This is a genomic window from Acaryochloris sp. 'Moss Beach' (genome assembly GCF_021497025.1).
In the GTDB taxonomy this organism is placed as follows: Bacteria; Cyanobacteriota; Cyanobacteriia; order Thermosynechococcales; family Thermosynechococcaceae; genus Acaryochloris; species Acaryochloris marina_A.
This window is the reverse complement of the sequence record NZ_CP071717.1, coordinates 2,741,720-2,758,868: the sequence shown is the minus strand read 5'-3', so window position 1 is coordinate 2,758,868 and position 17,149 is coordinate 2,741,720. Positions and strand designations below refer to the sequence as shown.

Sequence of the window (17,149 nt, the reverse complement as noted above, 5' to 3'; positions counted from 1 at the left end):
TGTGTAAGCCGTAACGTATTCAATAGTTGAATCGTGTTGGGAACAGAATAGCAAAATGGGACAGCGCCGCCTTCCAATTCAAAATCGGTCTGGTCCATCTCTTCGAGATATTCCTCATCGCCAGAAACATCAATTTGTAGACAGACTCTTCATTCGGGAAGACAGCTTTGGTCTTAATCACCTTTCGCAGTGAGCGATTGAGCGACTCAATGGCATTAGTGGTGTAGATAACCTTTCGGATGGCCATTGGGTACTTAAACAACGGAGCAATATTATCCCAATGCCGTATCCAGATTTGGCTGATGCCAGGATACGTCTGGTCCCATTTGTTGGCAAACGCATCCAAGGCAGCCTCAGATTCCTCCAAAGTGGCCGCTTGATAAATGGGCTTGAGGTCTGCAGCTACGGCTCGACTTTCCTTCCAAGGCACATGGCGCAAACTATTGCGAATGAGATGAACGATACAAACTTGAACTTGAGTATCGGGATAGACCGATTCAATCGCCTGGGGAAAGCCTTTGAGACCATCACAGCAAGCAATCAAGATATCCTGAGCGCCTCGGTTTTTAAGGTCTGTGAGCACTGAAAGCCAGAATTTTGCTCCCTCCCGCTCGGCAGCCCCTATCCATAATCCCAACAGCTCTTTGTTTCCCTCCACAGTTACCGCTAGCGCGACATAGACGGCTCGCTTGCTGACTTGGCCATTGACTTTGATGTTCACATACAGGGCATCGAGATAGACAATCGGATACACCTCATCCAATGGTCTTGAGCGCCAGTCTTTAACCTCCTCCATGACACTATTGGTGACGTCACTAATCAGACCCTCAGAGATATTGGCCCCATACAGCTCCACCAATTGAGAACTCGAATATCACGAGTGGTCATGCCACGAGCATATAAGGCGATGATTTTCTCGTCGAGTCCCGCGATACGTCGCTGGCCTTTGGGCACGAGGACAGGCTCAAACTCACTGCAACGGTCGCGAGGAATCGATAGGTCCATCTCTCCTTGTTCAGTCTGGACGGTCTTTTTCGAGTAACCATTGCGACTGTTTCTAGGGCCATGAGAACGCTCATCGACGGAGGATTGATGCAGGTGATGAGTCAATTCACCTGCCAAGGCTCGTTCCACTAGGCGTTTGCTGAGTTGTTTGAGCAGTCCTGATTCGCCCAGAATATCCTCTGGCTGTGGATTCTCTCCAATGAGTTCATCCAATAGCTCATCAACTCGATTGGGTACTTGTTTCTTTCTAGACATGATGCGGTCTCCTGGTGTGTTTGGATTCTAGACCGCTTACACAAAACTCTGATCAGTCTCATCTTCTCGATTGGGTACTTGTTTCTTTCTAGACATGATGCGGTCTCCTGGTGTGTTTGGATTCTAGACCGCTTACACAAAACTCTGATCAGTCTCCCATATCGGAACGATTTGGATGTTTGTTCACCACTACAATTCATTTTCATTGAACTAGGACGACCAGATAGATTAACATTCAAACTCAACTCTAATCAGTCACAGCTCCAACGCTACTAGAAGAAACTAACTTGGCATACTTCGCCAATACCCCTTTGGCATATCTGGGCTTCGGTTTTTCCCACTGGGCTTTCCGTGCCTGTAATTCTTGATCTGACACATGTACCTCTAACTTCCGAGCGTGGGCATCAATCGTAATCTGATCGCCCTCTTGCACTAGAGCAATCGTGCCACCCACGGCAGCTTCCGGGGCTACATGTCCCACCACCATGCCGTAAGTCCCCCCCGAAAATCGACCATCCGTAATTAACCCTACTGAGTCACCCAAACCTGCCCCAATAATTGCAGACGTGGGAGCCAACATCTCTCGCATCCCAGGTCCACCTTTCGGGCCTTCATAGCGAACTACAATCACATCATTCGGCTGAATCTTGCCCGCTAAAATTGCCTTTAAGCAAGCTTCTTCCGATTCGAACACCCGAGCTGGACCCGTAATTTGAGGATTTTTAATTCCCGTTATTTTGGCAACCGCTCCTTCAGTCGCCAGGTTGCCTCGGAGGATGGCGAGATGGCCTTGTTTATACATAGGATTATCCCAAGGCCGGATTACATCTTGATCGGGGGAAGGTTCAGACGGGATATCGGCCAACTGCTCAGCAATGGTTTTACCCGTAATAGTCAGAGCATCACCATGGAGCAGACCATGTTCCAACAGCATTTTCATCACCAATGGGATTCCACCTGCTTTGTGGAGATCCGTGGCAACGTAGCGACCCGAGGGTTTGAGATCGCAGATTACGGGAACTTTGGCTCGGATGGTTTCAAAGTCATCTAGGGTGAGGGGATCTCCGGCTGCGCGGGAAATAGCCAACAGATGCAGAACAGCATTAGTGGATCCACCGACAGCCATAATCACAGAAATGGCATTTTCAAAGGCTTTGCGGGTCAGAATATCACGAGGCAAGATTTGCTGGCGAATCGCTTCCACTAAAACTGCAGCAGACTGTTCCGCACTGACGGCTTTTTCCTCATCTTCCGCCGCCATCGTCGAGGAATACATCAGGCTCATGCCCATGGCTTCAAAGGCAGATGACATCGTGTTGGCTGTAAACATGCCCCCACAGGATCCAGCACCAGGACAAGCATGTTTCTCTACTTCGGTTAACTCGGCTTCACTAATCCGTCCGGCACTATGCTGGCCCACGGCTTCAAAGGCACTGACAACGGTTAAGTCTTCACCATTTAGATGACCGGGTTTAATCGTACCGCCGTAAACAAAGATGGCAGGAATATTCATCCGGGCCATGGCTAGCATGGCCCCGGGCATATTTTTATCACAACCGCCAATGGCTAATACCCCATCCATGCTTTGGCCCATGCAAGCCGTTTCGATGGAGTCAGCAATCACTTCGCGGGAAACCAAGGAATATTTCATCCCTTCGGTGCCCATGGAAATGCCGTCACTGATGGTGATGGTGCCAAATTTTTGGGGCATGGCTCCTGCAGTTTTCAGACTGGCCTCTGCCCGTGTGGCTAGAGAGTCTATGCCCATATTGCAGGGGGTAATCGTGCTGAAGCCATTCGCTAACCCGACAATCGGCTTCTTAAAATCGTCATCTCCAAAGCCCACAGCCCTTAACATGGCTCGGTTAGGGGCTCGTTGAACACCTTGAGTGACGACTTGGCTATTTCGATTGTCAGACATACGACTTTTTTCTGTTCACGACGCAAAGGCAAAAGCAGGCTAGGGTTACAACCCATGAGTGGCAGAACTCAGTTTGGAACCAATGACCTTACTCAACTGTCTATTGTCCCAGAATCAATGACCGAGTGGGAAGCTGAACGGCAACTCAATTGGTGCTTTTCTAAACAGGTGCTAACCTATCCATTCTCATTCCTCCTTGGGAACGATAGGGTAAGTGCTAAGCCTGAGTCATGCCAATGCCCACGCCTCCAGCTATGCCGAAAAAGTCATTTTTTTTCTCTATACAAGTGGGATGGCGAGAAGCAGCCAAAACGGTGGGACTCAGCTTGTTGTTGGCATTTGGCATTCGGTCCTTTGTGGCAGAAGCCCGCTTCATCCCTTCAGGGTCGATGGAGCCAACCTTACAGATTCACGATCGCTTGATTATCGATAAGGTCACTTACCAATTTAATCCCCCTCAACGAGGAGATATTATTGTCTTCCATCCTCCCCAATCCTTGCGACAGCAAGTAGATCAACAGAATGACCCACTGCCCATGGATACGATTATTAAACGATTGATTGGTATACCGGGAGATCAATTAGAGCTTAAAGATGGGGCTGTTTATCGCAATCAGGTCAAAATTCAGGAACAATACGTCGCTCATAAGGCCAAAACATCTGTTCAAGTCTGTCCAGCTTCCCTATCTCAATCCTTCCTTGCCTTACCCCAGGTGGTGCCTGCAGATCACTATCTTGTCTTAGGTGATAATCGTCTCAACAGCTACGATGGCCGCTGTTGGGGATTGGTGTCTCGATCGGATTTGTTGGGTCGAGCGGTTTTTCGCTATTGGCCGGTTCACCGAATCGGAAATTTAGAGTAGGACGGCTGTGATCAGGCACAAACGCTGACCAGACAGGATTGTGTTATAAATCAACTTACTGGGAAAACTGATTTGTAAGGTGTAACCCATCCCTATCGTTCACAGCCTGTACCGTTCAATTTATATATGACGCAACCCCAACCCCCTGATCTGAAACCAACGGAACAACCAGAAGAATCTTGGTGGGTGGAAGCAGCCAAGACGGTCGGGTTAAGTTTACTTTTGGCCTTTGGAATTCGCACTTTTGTGGCGGAAGCCCGCTTTATTCCATCCGGGTCGATGGAGCCAACGTTGCAAATTCATGATCGTTTGATTATTGATAAAGTGACATTCCGCTTTCGCGATCCCGAGCAGGGCGATGTGGTGGTGTTTAATCCCACCGAATCTTTAAAGCGCGCCAATTTCAAAGAAGCGTTTATTAAACGGGTGGTTGGGGTGCCGGGTGACCGCATTGAGATCAAAAATGGGGTTGTTTGGGTCAACAATCAGCCGATTAAAGAAAATTACACCGCCGAAGGCGTCACTACTGGGCCGAGTGCGGATCATTGTCGCAATAATTATGTCACTTCAGATATAGATAGCCAGCCCATCGAACCTCCCGTTCCCATCTTTTTAGAAAAGCCTCAAACCATCCCAGACAAGCATTACCTCGTTTTGGGCGATAACCGAGGCAATAGCTACGATGGCCGCTGTTGGGGATTAGTTGCCCATGCGGATCTCGTGGGACGAGCTGTTTTTCGTTTTCTCCCCTTTGATCGCATTGGCACTTTACCTCCGGCTGAAGTGACCGCTGCTGAATAAGAGTTAGGACACAAGCTGACTATCTTGGCGTAGGCGAAACAGTAAGAACTGAGTCGATTCATCCGGCTCAAAATTGTTGTCGCTAACGACGACGAGAGATTGGCTGCCATCGGCCAATAGAGGTCCCCACATCATGCCTTCTAAATTTCTGCCGGGAATTTTGAGCTGTTTCAAATCCAGCAGAGGCTGTTTTTGAATTGGCGTAATGCCTGTGAGGTCGCTCGGTAAAGAATCGATTTTGGAGGTATCCCGAGCGACGGCAGTCGTGATTTGAAAGATTTCGGCACTGAACCCTGTAAATGGACTGTAGGATCGCTCAAGGCTGAGAAAATGTCCGGCGCTGTCCACGGTCAAGAGTTCTGTAAGACCGTTTAGCCCTTTGAGTAGATCAGCTGACTTCAGGGGGTAGAGATAGTTGGCTAAGAATTCGGGCTGAGGTTCGCCAATCCAGTAGTGGAGGAGGCGATTGTAATGCTGGGTTTCTCCTTCAGCATCGGCGTCTGGATAATCTTGCTGTAAGGGGGCTTCAATGGCTACGAAGATGCGATCGCCTTCTGGATTCAGAGTCAACGCTTCAAATCCGCGATTATCGTCAATACCGTGGGGCGGTGGGTCAGGATTCTCGTCCGTGGCGGGGATAGGAAAAAACTGTTGAGGCAAGGTTAGCTGTTGTTGCCACTGACCTTGCAGATCAAATTCGATCAGGGCAGGGGGACTCTGCAAACGGGATACGCCTTCACTACTCACCCACAACGTATCTTGAGGGGTCAGGGCTATTCCTTCTGGATCAATCCGATCGATTTTATAGGGTTGTGCTTCTTCGTTTTGGAAGAAGGTGACATCTTCTATTTCCAAAGTTTTAATCTGGGGGCGATTGGGTTTCTCTTGATCCAATTGCAAGTTCAGGGTGTAGAAGCGAGGTTGCGCCCGATCATCGGACAAAGCATAGAAGCGATTGCGATTGCGATCATAAGTAATCGCAGAAATTCCACCCACACGAGTCCCGTCAAACTCCGTGTCAGCGAGCTGATACCCATCCAAATAATCCACAGATAGATTTAAAAAGATGCGGGCCTCTGCGGTCACCTGGGGCAGATCACAGCCCGTCAGCAGCAACACACAGCACAACAGCGGCAAGCAATACCGCAGGAATTTGGTCACGTCTACACACCTAAGTCCTGGAGAGCGAGGCGAATTTGCTCCATCCGTCGGCGGTTAACGCTGAGATCCGACTCGCCAACCCGGGAGGCGGAACGCATCTGAATAATGTTGTCTTCGGCGGGAAAATAAAATTCACCATCATCGACAAATCCCAACAACCGACTGCTGGATTCAAATCGAATGTACTCGTTGGTCTGCTCCACCACTCGGGTGCGAGGCACAACCGTCAACACTTTCAACAGGGTTTCGCGAGCCGTGTTGCGATCACTGGTGTAAGACAGGGGTGGAATTTCATGATCCGCATCTGCGTTTTGACTGACCACGCAATTGGGTGAATCAGGACAGGGCGAAAGTTGCCCCTCACGCACTCCCAGCTCAGGAGCGTTGCCTGCAAGCAAGCTCGAAGCCCCAGGCAAAGCCCCTAAGGTCGTAGCATGAGCAGAAGCCGAAGGACCAATGAGAAGGGCAATAGAAACCAAGCTTGCCCAAGCTAAGGCAGTCAATCGATGCAGCATATTTTTTAGGAAGTTCCTCAAAACTTGAAAAGGGGGTGAGCCCGTCCTTTAAGTAAGACCACCCATAAGCATTGTAGACAGCCACAAGAAAACAGGGTAGGACAGGATCCGTTTATTTTGATGGATCGAGAGTGTTTAGATTTTTGTGTAAGCCGTAACGTATTCAATAGTTGAATCGTGTTGGAAACAGAATAGCAAAATGGGACAGCGCCGCCTTCCAATTCAAAATCGGTCTGGTCCATCTCTTCGAGATATTCCTCATCGCCAGAAACATCAATTTGTAGACAGACTCTTCATTCGGGAAGACAGCTTTGGTCTTAATCACCTTTCGCAGTGAGCGATTGAGCGACTCAATGGCATTAGTGGTGTAGATAACCTTTCGGATGGCCATTGGGTACTTAAACAACGGAGCAATATTATCCCAATGCCGTATCCAGATTTGGCTGATGCCAGGATACGTCTGGTCCCATTTGTTGGCAAACGCATCCAAGGCAGCCTCAGATTCCTCCAAAGTGGCCGCTTGATAAATGGGCTTGAGGTCTGCAGCTACGGCTCGACTTTCCTTCCAAGGCACATGGCGCAAACTATTGCGAATGAGATGAACGATACAAACTTGAACTTGAGTATCGGGATAGACCGATTCAATCGCCTGGGGAAAGCCTTTGAGACCATCACAGCAAGCAATCAAGATATCCTGAGCGCCTCGGTTTTTAAGGTCTGTGAGCACTGAAAGCCAGAATTTTGCTCCCTCCCGCTCGGCAGCCCCTATCCATAATCCCAACAGCTCTTTGTTTCCCTCCACAGTTACCGCTAGCGCGACATAGACGGCTCGCTTGCTGACTTGGCCATTGACTTTGATGTTCACATACAGGGCATCGAGATAGACAATCGGATACACCTCATCCAATGGTCTTGAGCGCCAGTCTTTAACCTCCTCCATGGCACTATTGGTGACGTCACTAATCAGACCCTCAGAGATATTGGCCCCATACAGCTCCACCAATTGAGCTCGAATATCACGAGTGGTCATGCCACGAGCATATAAGGCGATGATTTTCTCGTCGAGTCCCGCGATACGTCGCTGGCCTTTGGGCACGAGGACAGGCTCAAACTCACTGCAACGGTCGCGAGGAATCGATAGGTCCATCTCTCCTTGTTCAGTCTGGACGGTCTTTTTCGAGTAACCATTGCGACTGTTTCTAGGGCCATGAGAACGCTCATCGACGGAGGATTGATGCAGGTGATGAGTCAATTCACCTGCCAAGGCTCGTTCCACTAGGCGTTTGCTGAGTTGTTTGAGCAGTCCTGATTCGCCCAGAATATCCTCTGGCTGTGGATTCTCTCCAATGAGTTCATCCAATAGCTCATCAACTCGATTGGGTACTTGTTTCTTTCTAGACATGATGCGGTCTCCTGGTGTGTTTGGATTCTAGACCGCTTACACAAAACTCTGATCAGTCTCATGGATGGGGGAGCACAGGCGCACCAGCCTTCTCCCTTAGACAATCTGTAAATGTATTCCCATTTAAATGACCGGCTTTGCGACGCCCCCCCCAATGATAGTTAGCATCAAAACAAGACTGAAAATGCTGTTCAACCGCGCCTATACATTGACTCTCTTCGGCACAGGCTGATAGAAAGATTGCTCTGACAGTTGCCGCCGTACTGAACTTGTTATAGAACTTCCAACCCACAACCAACCCCACTGCTACGGCAATACCGCCAATGGCTCTAACCCACTTCATACCTTAAAATCCTCACCACAAAATCTCTACATGGCGAGGAAACCCACCACAATAATCATAGCCTTCTTCATCAGGATCCCCCATGCGACTCAATCTCTCTCAAATTCCCATCCGCACTGGCTCTAACTACCCTTCAATTTTTAAGGCTCAAGTGGCGGGTCGCAGTAAACAGCGGCTGGGCGATGCAGCAAATCTCAAGAACTTTGGCGTCAACTTAGTCCGGCTAGCACCCGGCAGTCGTTCTGCACTCCGCCATTGGCATAGCTGCCAAGATGAATTGATCTATGTAGTCGAAGGTGAACTCGTTCTGGAAACCAATGCAGGCAAGGAAAATCTCACAGTAGGGATGGCAGCAGGTTTTCCCGCTGGGGAAGCGGATGGTCACCATTTATGCAATGAGTCTGATGCGGATGCAGTGTATCTAGAAATTGGCGATCGCATCCCTGATGATCGGGTGGAATATCCCGATGAGGATTTAGTCGCTCAATGGGTTGACACGGGCTGGCAATTCACCCATAAGGACGGTAGACCTTACCCCAATCAAGGCAGTTGAGGTCTCGCCAAGCGGTAAACCACCCCCATATTCACATCATGACTACCACCATAGAATGGGCTCAAGCTCATGGCGTATGCATCGAAGCAACCGTTCCCTTCAAGAAGCAGGTGGGGGAGCCATGCCCACGTTCAGTCGAAGAAATTGCAATTCGATCCATCATTCTGCATACCGTTGCAGCTGTTGGATACAGCGTGGATTCTAAATGCTTAGTGGACTGGCTCAAAGATCAGCAGATCTGGGATGATGTCTCACCCCTAGAAAAAACTTGGTTCACCACCACGGAAATAACCAATGAAGAACGCAGGCGTTTATGTTGGCGCGTAGAAGCAGAATGGACCTTGCTGTGGGCTATCTCTAAAGTCCAATCTCTGGGATTGCCTACCCAAACCTGTCATACAGCAACCCTAGTAGATGACATTATGCCCAAACTGGGTGATCCGATTGCCACCTTTATCGCTTCAGCTAAGCTAAGGTCATCGGGTGCCCTATGGGTCGAAGATAATCGGGTCTACAATTTGCACTGCTACGCTCGGCAAGCGTTCAAAAGCAACACTGTTCCAGACGACTTAATCTATGACGTGCTAGTCCAACGTCATTATGCTTTTGAGTGGCTGCATAGTCGTGATGAATGGGACGATATCCGCCTTGATACCTAAGGATCCAACTTTTATGTCAGTTGCCAGCTAATGTTCAGGTTTGTTGACTACACTGAGAGCATTAAGCTCCATAACAGTCTTGCTTGTCGATGGACCTGTTGCCTCTTCCTTCCGAATTAGTTGAAGTCTTTACGGAAAACGCATCGCTTATTAGGGTCACAAACGATAAAATTGCCCAATTTATTTCCACAGCTGAGGATTTTGATCCAGATCGGTCAGAATTACTCCGGCGTCTAGCAATCTCTCTCGAACACAAGAGGTTTGAAGATGGCTGGTCCGGATTAAAACGAATTTATACGGCTGCTGAACAGGCAGATCCTAACAACATCGAGGTCTTGATATCTTTAGCCATATCTGCCTTGGATTGGGTTGAAGAATGGCACACTCCCAAACATCAAACACGGCTTCAGATTGCACTTGATGCGGAACAAGCTTTGAACAGGGCAGCAGTCATAGCCCCTGATGATGCAGACATTTTCTTCAGGCAAGGGCTACTGTACTACAACCACCCTGCTCGGCATGAGCCTCAATCTCCATACCAAAGGAAAGCATTAAGATGCTTTGAACATGCCCATGCTCTACAACCTGAACATCAGATGGCAATTCTATATCAAGCCCATTGCTATCATGACCTGGGGGTTTGGCAATCGGCCTATCAGGCTTATCTCGCCGTTGATATGGACAGCCTCTTGTCACAACACCCTGCATGGTTATGGCGAAAGCTCAAACGCGATGAACAATTAGCCCTTTGCGCTGCCAAACTGGGTAACACGCAAGAATCAACTCAGCGGCTTGAAAACTTGTTTGATGAAATCGAGGCTTTGGACAATGAGCAGGCAACCTATGATGTCGTTAATCTTGACGAAGCGGTTGAGATACTTGGCACCTGCATCGATAATTCTCAACTCACGCAGCGACTGATGCAGCTATTAAAGCGGTTGGATTTTACAACAAGGTACGAGCAAAAAATCCACGAAATGACCCGAAAGATGTCTCATTCAGGCTTGTGAGACTATTTAGACTGCAAATTCAGCCAATTTAGATTGGCTCGGTCAATATTACCAGCGGTGTCTTCTTGCCACTGTTTTTGAATAGCGATACTGTAATTCAAATAAAGCTTGCCATCAACAATAGACCAAGCATCTGGCATCGTCGACACCAACGCACCATAACTCAATCCATAAGCACAAAACCCTCCATATTGAGGCGCATAGGCTGTTGGATCATTGGCAAACAAGTCTCGATGTTCAGCACTGGCAAATAGCCACGTTGCGCCTTTCCATTCATAAGCAAACTCTTGACGTCCTGGGACTGGCTTGCCTACCGTAAAATATGCCACTGGATCCGTACCTCGAATCGCAACACCATCTTCCGTAAAAATAGTGGTCGAGGTAGAAGTGTTGGAAATTGGCTGAGCATTTGCCATCACCCTCCAATTCCTCAGAATCAGTGAGGCTGTTGTTCCCATTAGCGTAGCCGTCAGCATAGCCATGAATGAGGAGAGAGTCTTAGTTTGAGACTTCATAAGCTGTTATTAAAAGCGGCTAAATTAAAAAGCGTAACTTTAAACTCCAGAATACAGAGAGTACTTGACTGCATCATTCTAGATCTCTATCTAAGCCAATATTTTTTATTCTGAAAAATACTTAAGCACCTGATCAACAATCTCATACTATTTTGAGTTAACAAATCTAATTTTATACAATCATACAAAAATATTTTTTATAGTGGATGATGGCTCGCCTAAAAAGCAGAGAAATATTCATCCTACTCTGACTCGATCACTAGAGCATATGATGTGGAAGAATTGCCAATTGCATGTATATCTCACCATGCCCTCTATCAAAACTACCGTTTCTATTCCTATTGCTCTCAGCCTGTTCTTCAGCGGGTGCAGCAACTCAGACGTCAAGCCATCTGCAACACCTTTACCCAAGCCAACCACCAGTACCCCTGCAGCACTTCCACCTCTGAAGCTAGGACTTGCGGATCCGACAACTATTGCTAATCCTCAGATCGAGGAATACTTATCCCAATTAGGAGCACCTATTGTTAGTCAAGGAGTATGGATTCAAACTCAAGATACCTTACTCGCCAATCATCAAGGCACCATTCCTTTACCAGCTGCTTCTGTGACTAAAGTTGCTACTTCCTTAGCAGTGTTAAAGAAACTAGGACCTGACCATCGATTTGAAACCAAAATTGGCTATGTTGGCACGATTCAGAACGGTGAACTGCAAGGAGATTTAGTCATTGAGGGAGGGGCTGATCCGTTTTTTGTGTGGGAAGATGCGATCGCACTCGGTAACCTCCTCAACCAAAACGGTATTCGCAGCGTCAGCGGCAATTTAATCGTGGTCGGTCCGTTTTATATGAACTATGAGTCCGACCCTGTTACGTCAGGAACGCTATTACAGCAGGGACTCGATCACACCCGCTGGCCTGCAGAAGCCCAAACGCAATACCAAACTTTGCCAGGTGATACGCCAAAGCCTGAAGTTGCGATCGCAGGGAGTATTCAAACCACAGCCACACGCCCAGATCTAGTCAAGCCAATCATTCAGCACCGCTCCCTCCCCGTAGCTGAACTGCTCAAAAAAATGAACCAATACAGCAATAACGCCATGTCCGAGATGCTGGCAGAGTACGTGGGTGGCGCTCCACAGGTGGCCCAAATTGCCGCCCAGGAAGCCGGGGTTCCTGCTCAAGAAATTCAATTGATCAATGGTTCGGGGTTAGGGGTCGATAACCGCATTTCACCCCGAGCAGCCTGTGGCATGTTTCAAGCCATTGCTCGCCTACTGCATCCAAAAGAAATGACGATTGCAGATATTTTTGCCGTCATCGGGACTGACCCAGGGGTCCATAACGAGCGACCCCTCCCGCAAAAATCAGTGATTAAGTCAGGAACTTTGAACAGTGTCAGTTCCTTAGCAGGAGCCTTACCAACCGAAAATCAAGGAATAATCTGGTTTGCAGTTATTAACAGTGAAGACGATGTGAATCACTTTAGAGCTAGACAAGAAACTTTACTGCAAACCTTGATGCAATTCTGGGGTACCACCACTAAAAGGTTTGTTCTAATTACCGCCAACCCATCTCGGCAAGACTTGAGTGCTATTAGTCAGGCTATACCCTTCGATTAAGCTTGGATATAGATACATTTATTTTTTCATCTTGTTGAAACTCACTGAAGTTTAATAAATGCTTTAAATTCTTGACTAGAGAAAAGCTTCTTAGCAATTAACTTTGCTCCGCTTTTTGTTAGATGAACTGTATCAAAACTAATTAAGTCTCCGCGATCATCAGTGTAAGGAATTCTACCTTGATTATCACGGAGAAGTCCTGTAATATTTAAGAACATATAATTATTATTTTTTCATTTTAATTGTCTTTTCTGAAGCTAGTTTATTATCTATATCAGTAAAAAACTGATAGTATTTTTTTTGCTCTTTTAGAGTCATCTTTTATATGCATTATTGGCGTTAAGTTATAACCAAGTCGTGGACGTGGTGTTAACCATATAAAAGATGATTCAATAGTGAGACCAATATTTTTCTCTAACTCTTTTTTTTCTTTGCATGCTAATAACGATATTAGCATCTTTAATTATTTTTTCTTGCAAGGCTTACTTCTGTTTCGATTTTCTCAAGATAAGAAATTTCTAAATTATCTAAATAGCCTGATTCATGAATTATGTTAATAAAGTCTCTAGCTTGACTATTACCAATTACTACAACTCGATTTTTTATTTGTCTTAAAAAATATATTTTTTGTATAGACTTCTTGCTCGATCTACGTACTTACTTCCACCTTGTATTCCTTCTTGAGGTTTTCCATTAATGAGTAAATGTGGAAAGCGAAATTCATACCAACCACCCTGTTGTGAAGCATAGAGAGAAAAGCTAAAAAAGACATGCAGAACTGACTGTTATAAGAGTAGTTGCCATCATAGGATAAATTTTTTATTATTGAAGAAGTAAGTCTTTTTTTCTATCATCTCATACGAGATTATTCCTATTAAAAAATGAAATAGCTATAAGAAACAAATACTTATTGGTACTAATTTCATATTCAGAAGTACTTCTATAAAAAAGCCAATATTGGTTGATGATATAGATATATAGAATAGCTAGCTAATCCAATATATGCAATAATTTTATTCTCCAGAATATATGCAGATATACCTCTAGATTTAGATAAACAAATAACTGATACTGCTAATAAAGGTATTAGCATTATAGGCGCAGGCGAAAACTGAGACTTGATACTTACAATCCCTAATAAAAAAACTATAATCAGAAAAAAAACTAAGATCAAAAATAATTGTTTTGATCTTAGTTTTTTTTCTGATTAAATATTTTTTCTCTGATAGAAGTGCAGCTATTATGCCAATAACAAACTCCCAAGCTCTTGAGAAAGGCAATAAATAGTTACCGCCAAATTCTTTGTAATACCAAAATATAGACAATGAATAACTGACTATAAAAAATACTTATCAAAACTAAAAAAAAACTGCCATGTATTTCTATTGAAATCAGTGATTGATCTATTTGCAACAATTAACAAACTGAAAATAAGAGGATAAAAAAGATAAAATTGTCCATCTACACCTAAATACCAAGTATGAAATAGAGGTTTTAAATCATTTGCAAAATTCCAATAGCCTCCAGTAATGTAAAGCAAAATATTATTTAGCCCTACTAAACTAGCTACAGAAGACTGGAAAAAGTTTTCTAAATGATCGGGTTGAAAAATACACACAGCAGCTATGCTGCAAAGTGAAATACATATTATCAAAGGAGGATATATTCTAAGTATTCTCTTAACAAAGAAGCTTCGTATACTAAATAATCCTTTTTTATAACGATTTAAGCAACTAAGCGTTACAGAAAAACCACTGACAACAAAAAAATATATCAACACCTAAGAAACCATTTGAGAATTTCTCAGGAAATGCATGGAAAAGAATAACAAAAAATAACTGAAATTCCTCTTAAGCCATCAATCGACTTAATTCTTTTTGTATTCATAAATAATTAAGATTTCAATACTTTTTCAAGCATTACCGTATCTCAAAAAAACTAAGATAATCAAGAACTTAAGCGTTGACCAGGGCAAACGCGTACTCATTCAAAAAAGGCTATGATGCTTGTCTCATATTGATTACAGACTGTAGTTTCAATAAATAATCGTTAAATTCTTTATGATTAGTTTTTCTAGCACATCTCTCAAACCGTTATCAATAAATCTGTAATGCTGAAAGCTCTGTCAGATATTTGATTAAACAATTTAGTTGTGTATGCGTTTGCCCTGGCGTTGATAGAGGTGGCACCCTACCCTTTATCGGTAAGTCTCCACAATATTTTGCCAATTTTTAGCTCCCTTAAAAATTGGTTGAAGTCAATTTCCCACATAGCCTATGCTGTTTGGAACTTTCATGATTTCGTAGAGCACTCACGTTTGTACTCAGCTATTGGAAAAAAAGCGCTACAAACAAGTCTTTAATTATTTGCTATAAGTACTAATGCTGCAAACATATTCTAGCAATCGCTTTTTAAGTGAGCAGCGATCAAAAGACTAAGTCAATTTGAAACAGCATGATATTCCACAGCCAATTGAATCAGCCGATCCACTAATTCGGGGAATTCCACCCCGGAAGCTCCCCAGAGCATGGGATACATACTAGTTGACGTAAACCCAGGTAAGGTATTGATTTCATTGATCAATACTTCTCTCGTAGATTCCACATAAAAGAAATCTACCCGCGATAAGCCCGCTGCATCAACCGCAATAAAAGCGTTAATCGCCATCTCTTGAATTTTTTCGGTGATGTCCACTGGCAAGGGGGCCGGAATTTGGAGACTCGCCCGTCCTTCCGTATATTTCGTTTCGTAGTCGTAGAAATCGCTATCGAAGCTAATTTCTCCTACCACCGATGCCCGAGGTTTGCCATTGCCGAGAACAGCACATTCCACTTCCCGAGCTACCACACCTGCCTCTACAACAATACGGCGATCAAAGGAAGCGGCACTATCTAACGCTGCTTCTAGTTCCAGCCGAGATCTGACCTTAGAAATACCGACGGAAGATCCTAGATTGGCGGGTTTGACAAAGTTGGGATAGCCAATGGTTTCATCAATGCGATCGCACACCTGCTTAAACACACAAGGATCGGACCAAACCTGTTCTCGGGTTACGGGCACATACTTCACTTGAGGCAATCCCGCCGCTGCAAACACAGTTTTCATGGCGATCTTGTCCATGCCAGCCGCCGAGCCCAACACTCCAGAACCGACATAAGGCACTTGCATCAACTGTAACAGCCCTTGAATGGTCCCATCTTCTCCATTCGGGCCATGCAGGATTGGAAACCATACATCAACAGAGGCTGCGGCATCGGGAAACTGCCATCGATTGCCTTCTTCTGCTTGATCTTGAGGTTTTCCCGTTTCTAAAACGTGATTCGCCACTTCACCGGCTTGCCAACACCCATTTTTATGGATGTAAAAAGGAACAACCTCATATTTATCAGGGTTAGGTGCCGTTAGGAGCGCACCGCGAACGGCTTTCGCTGAGGTGATTGATACTTCATGTTCTCCCGAACATCCCCCAAACACTAAACCGACTCGCAATTTCTCCACAGTTAACTCCCAGGCACACGTCAATCCAGATAGACTATCACAACAGCATCGAGATTACGGCACCGTCAGTTCAGTAGACACCGCTACTGCTCTAGCAATCATCAGTTCTGATGACGAGGGGGAAATTGTTCAGAATACAAGCCGCTTAGGTTGGCAAACAATCAGCCCGAAATTGATTCCACTCCGTAATAGAATTCACGCCTTCGGTCGAAGGCGCATAGGTAGACCGTACCTGAGAGCGATCAAAAAAGAGGCCCTGCATTCCTAATTCTTGAGGTGCCAACACATCATTCAGTAGATGATCACCCACAAACAAAATCTTGTGGCGATCCGCCTGAGTGACTTTTGCTACATCGCAGGCCAGTTCATAGATATGTGGTCCCGGTTTTCGCCAACCACAGGCTGCACTATCCACCACAAAATCAAAATAAGACCGTAACCCAAAACTCTCTAATAGCTCTGTGGGCCAACCTTGAATATAAAAATTGGAAACCACACCCAACCGCACCCGTCCATGCCAAAACTGCAGCATTTCTTGGACGCCATCCGGTAAACGCAAAGACTGTTGATACCCCACCCGAAACCGATCCACCATTTCTGATGCCATCTTTTCCAGCTCTGGCACGGGTATAGATGGAAATTTTTCTTGCAGAACAGCCTGATAACGATCGCCCATCTCAATTTCACGATGTTCAGACTGCCATTGGCGATTTCGCCAAGCATGATAATCTCGCCGAAATTCAGCTGCAGAAGCATATAAACCGACCTCAGCAGGCAATGAATAGACTGGAAGCAGTGCTAACTCTTCCCCCGTTTGATCAAAATCATCAATGAGGGTATTAAAGCAATCAAAAAAGATCCAATCAAAGGTCACAGCTGCGCGAATCCCTATCCCTGCCGAGCCAGTGTATCAGAAGACCCATTGTGAATAAAGCGTATTTGTCAACTATCTGAATCCAATCAATCTACAAATTTGAATTCCCCAAGATTCCCTCTATTTGTGAGGAATGACTCATATCCAGATCAT

General features: G+C 45.5%; 15 protein-coding genes and 1 pseudogene. 6 read left to right on the top strand and 10 right to left on the bottom strand.

Annotated features, from left to right (window positions below):
- Window positions 1-19: 19 nt before the first annotated feature.
- A pseudogene (locus HRE53_RS12970) lies at window positions 20-1,260 on the bottom strand (IS256 family transposase).
- Window positions 1,261-1,507: 247 nt separating this feature from the next.
- Window positions 1,508-3,181: a dihydroxy-acid dehydratase gene (gene ilvD, locus HRE53_RS12965; protein WP_235110925.1), complete on the bottom strand. Its 1,674-nt coding sequence runs from the start codon at window positions 3,179-3,181 to the stop codon at window positions 1,508-1,510.
- Window positions 3,182-3,411: 230 nt separating this feature from the next.
- On the opposite strand from ilvD, the gene lepB (HRE53_RS12960) reads away from it, so the two are divergent.
- Window positions 3,412-4,044, top strand: coding sequence for a signal peptidase I (gene lepB, locus HRE53_RS12960; RefSeq protein ID WP_396133436.1), 633 nt, complete (start codon window positions 3,412-3,414; stop codon window positions 4,042-4,044).
- Window positions 4,045-4,170: 126 nt separating this feature from the next.
- Window positions 4,171-4,845, top strand: coding sequence for a signal peptidase I (gene lepB, locus HRE53_RS12955; RefSeq protein ID WP_235110922.1), 675 nt, complete (start codon window positions 4,171-4,173; stop codon window positions 4,843-4,845).
- 3 nt (window positions 4,846-4,848) lie between these two features.
- On the opposite strand, the gene HRE53_RS12950 is transcribed toward lepB (HRE53_RS12955), so the two are convergent.
- The 4 genes from HRE53_RS12950 to HRE53_RS12935 form a co-directional block, all read right to left on the bottom strand.
- The gene (locus HRE53_RS12950) at window positions 4,849-6,006 is read right to left on the bottom strand and encodes an esterase-like activity of phytase family protein (RefSeq protein ID WP_235110919.1); all 1,158 of its coding nucleotides are present in this window, start codon (window positions 6,004-6,006) and stop codon (window positions 4,849-4,851) included.
- A 2-nt stretch (window positions 6,007-6,008) separates the two neighbouring features.
- Entirely contained in the window at window positions 6,009-6,521 is a 513-nt protein-coding gene (locus HRE53_RS12945; protein WP_235110918.1) for a DUF1499 domain-containing protein, read from the bottom strand.
- Between the two features lie 163 nt (window positions 6,522-6,684).
- The gene (locus HRE53_RS12940) at window positions 6,685-7,923 is read right to left on the bottom strand and encodes an IS256 family transposase (RefSeq protein WP_235110917.1); all 1,239 of its coding nucleotides are present in this window, start codon (window positions 7,921-7,923) and stop codon (window positions 6,685-6,687) included.
- 58 nt (window positions 7,924-7,981) lie between these two features.
- Window positions 7,982-8,266, bottom strand: coding sequence for a hypothetical protein (locus HRE53_RS12935; protein ID WP_235110916.1), 285 nt, complete (start codon window positions 8,264-8,266; stop codon window positions 7,982-7,984).
- A gap of 82 nt (window positions 8,267-8,348) precedes the next feature.
- Between HRE53_RS12935 and HRE53_RS12930 the strand changes: the two genes are divergently transcribed.
- From HRE53_RS12930 to HRE53_RS12920, 3 genes are all read left to right on the top strand, one after another.
- Window positions 8,349-8,819, top strand: a complete 471-nt coding sequence (locus tag HRE53_RS12930) for a cupin domain-containing protein (RefSeq protein ID WP_235110915.1) — start codon at window positions 8,349-8,351, stop codon at window positions 8,817-8,819.
- Window positions 8,820-8,857: 38 nt separating this feature from the next.
- A complete protein-coding gene (locus HRE53_RS12925; RefSeq protein ID WP_235110914.1) occupies window positions 8,858-9,478 on the top strand; it encodes a DUF4272 domain-containing protein in 621 nt (206 codons plus the stop codon).
- Between the two features lie 89 nt (window positions 9,479-9,567).
- Window positions 9,568-10,488, top strand: a complete 921-nt coding sequence (locus HRE53_RS12920) for a hypothetical protein (protein ID WP_235110913.1) — start codon at window positions 9,568-9,570, stop codon at window positions 10,486-10,488.
- 2 nt (window positions 10,489-10,490) lie between these two features.
- On the opposite strand, the gene HRE53_RS12915 is transcribed toward HRE53_RS12920, so the two are convergent.
- On the bottom strand, window positions 10,491-10,904 hold the full coding sequence (locus HRE53_RS12915) for a YHS domain-containing (seleno)protein (RefSeq protein WP_235110911.1): 414 nt from the start codon (window positions 10,902-10,904) through the stop codon (window positions 10,491-10,493).
- 406 nt (window positions 10,905-11,310) lie between these two features.
- Here HRE53_RS12915 and HRE53_RS12910 point away from each other — a divergent pair, with 406 nt between their 5' ends.
- Entirely contained in the window at window positions 11,311-12,624 is a 1,314-nt protein-coding gene (locus HRE53_RS12910) for a D-alanyl-D-alanine carboxypeptidase (RefSeq protein ID WP_235110910.1), read from the top strand.
- Window positions 12,625-13,960: 1,336 nt separating this feature from the next.
- On the opposite strand, the gene HRE53_RS12905 is transcribed toward HRE53_RS12910, so the two are convergent.
- The 3 genes from HRE53_RS12905 to HRE53_RS12895 form a co-directional block, all read right to left on the bottom strand.
- Entirely contained in the window at window positions 13,961-14,404 is a 444-nt protein-coding gene (locus tag HRE53_RS12905) for an acyltransferase (protein ID WP_235110908.1), read from the bottom strand.
- A 659-nt stretch (window positions 14,405-15,063) separates the two neighbouring features.
- Complete coding sequence (locus HRE53_RS12900) at window positions 15,064-16,122, bottom strand: D-alanine--D-alanine ligase family protein (protein ID WP_235110906.1); 1,059 nt, start codon at window positions 16,120-16,122, stop codon at window positions 15,064-15,066.
- 145 nt (window positions 16,123-16,267) lie between these two features.
- Window positions 16,268-16,996: an HAD family hydrolase gene (locus HRE53_RS12895; protein WP_235110904.1), complete on the bottom strand. Its 729-nt coding sequence runs from the start codon at window positions 16,994-16,996 to the stop codon at window positions 16,268-16,270.
- Between the last annotated feature and the right edge of the window lie 153 nt (window positions 16,997-17,149).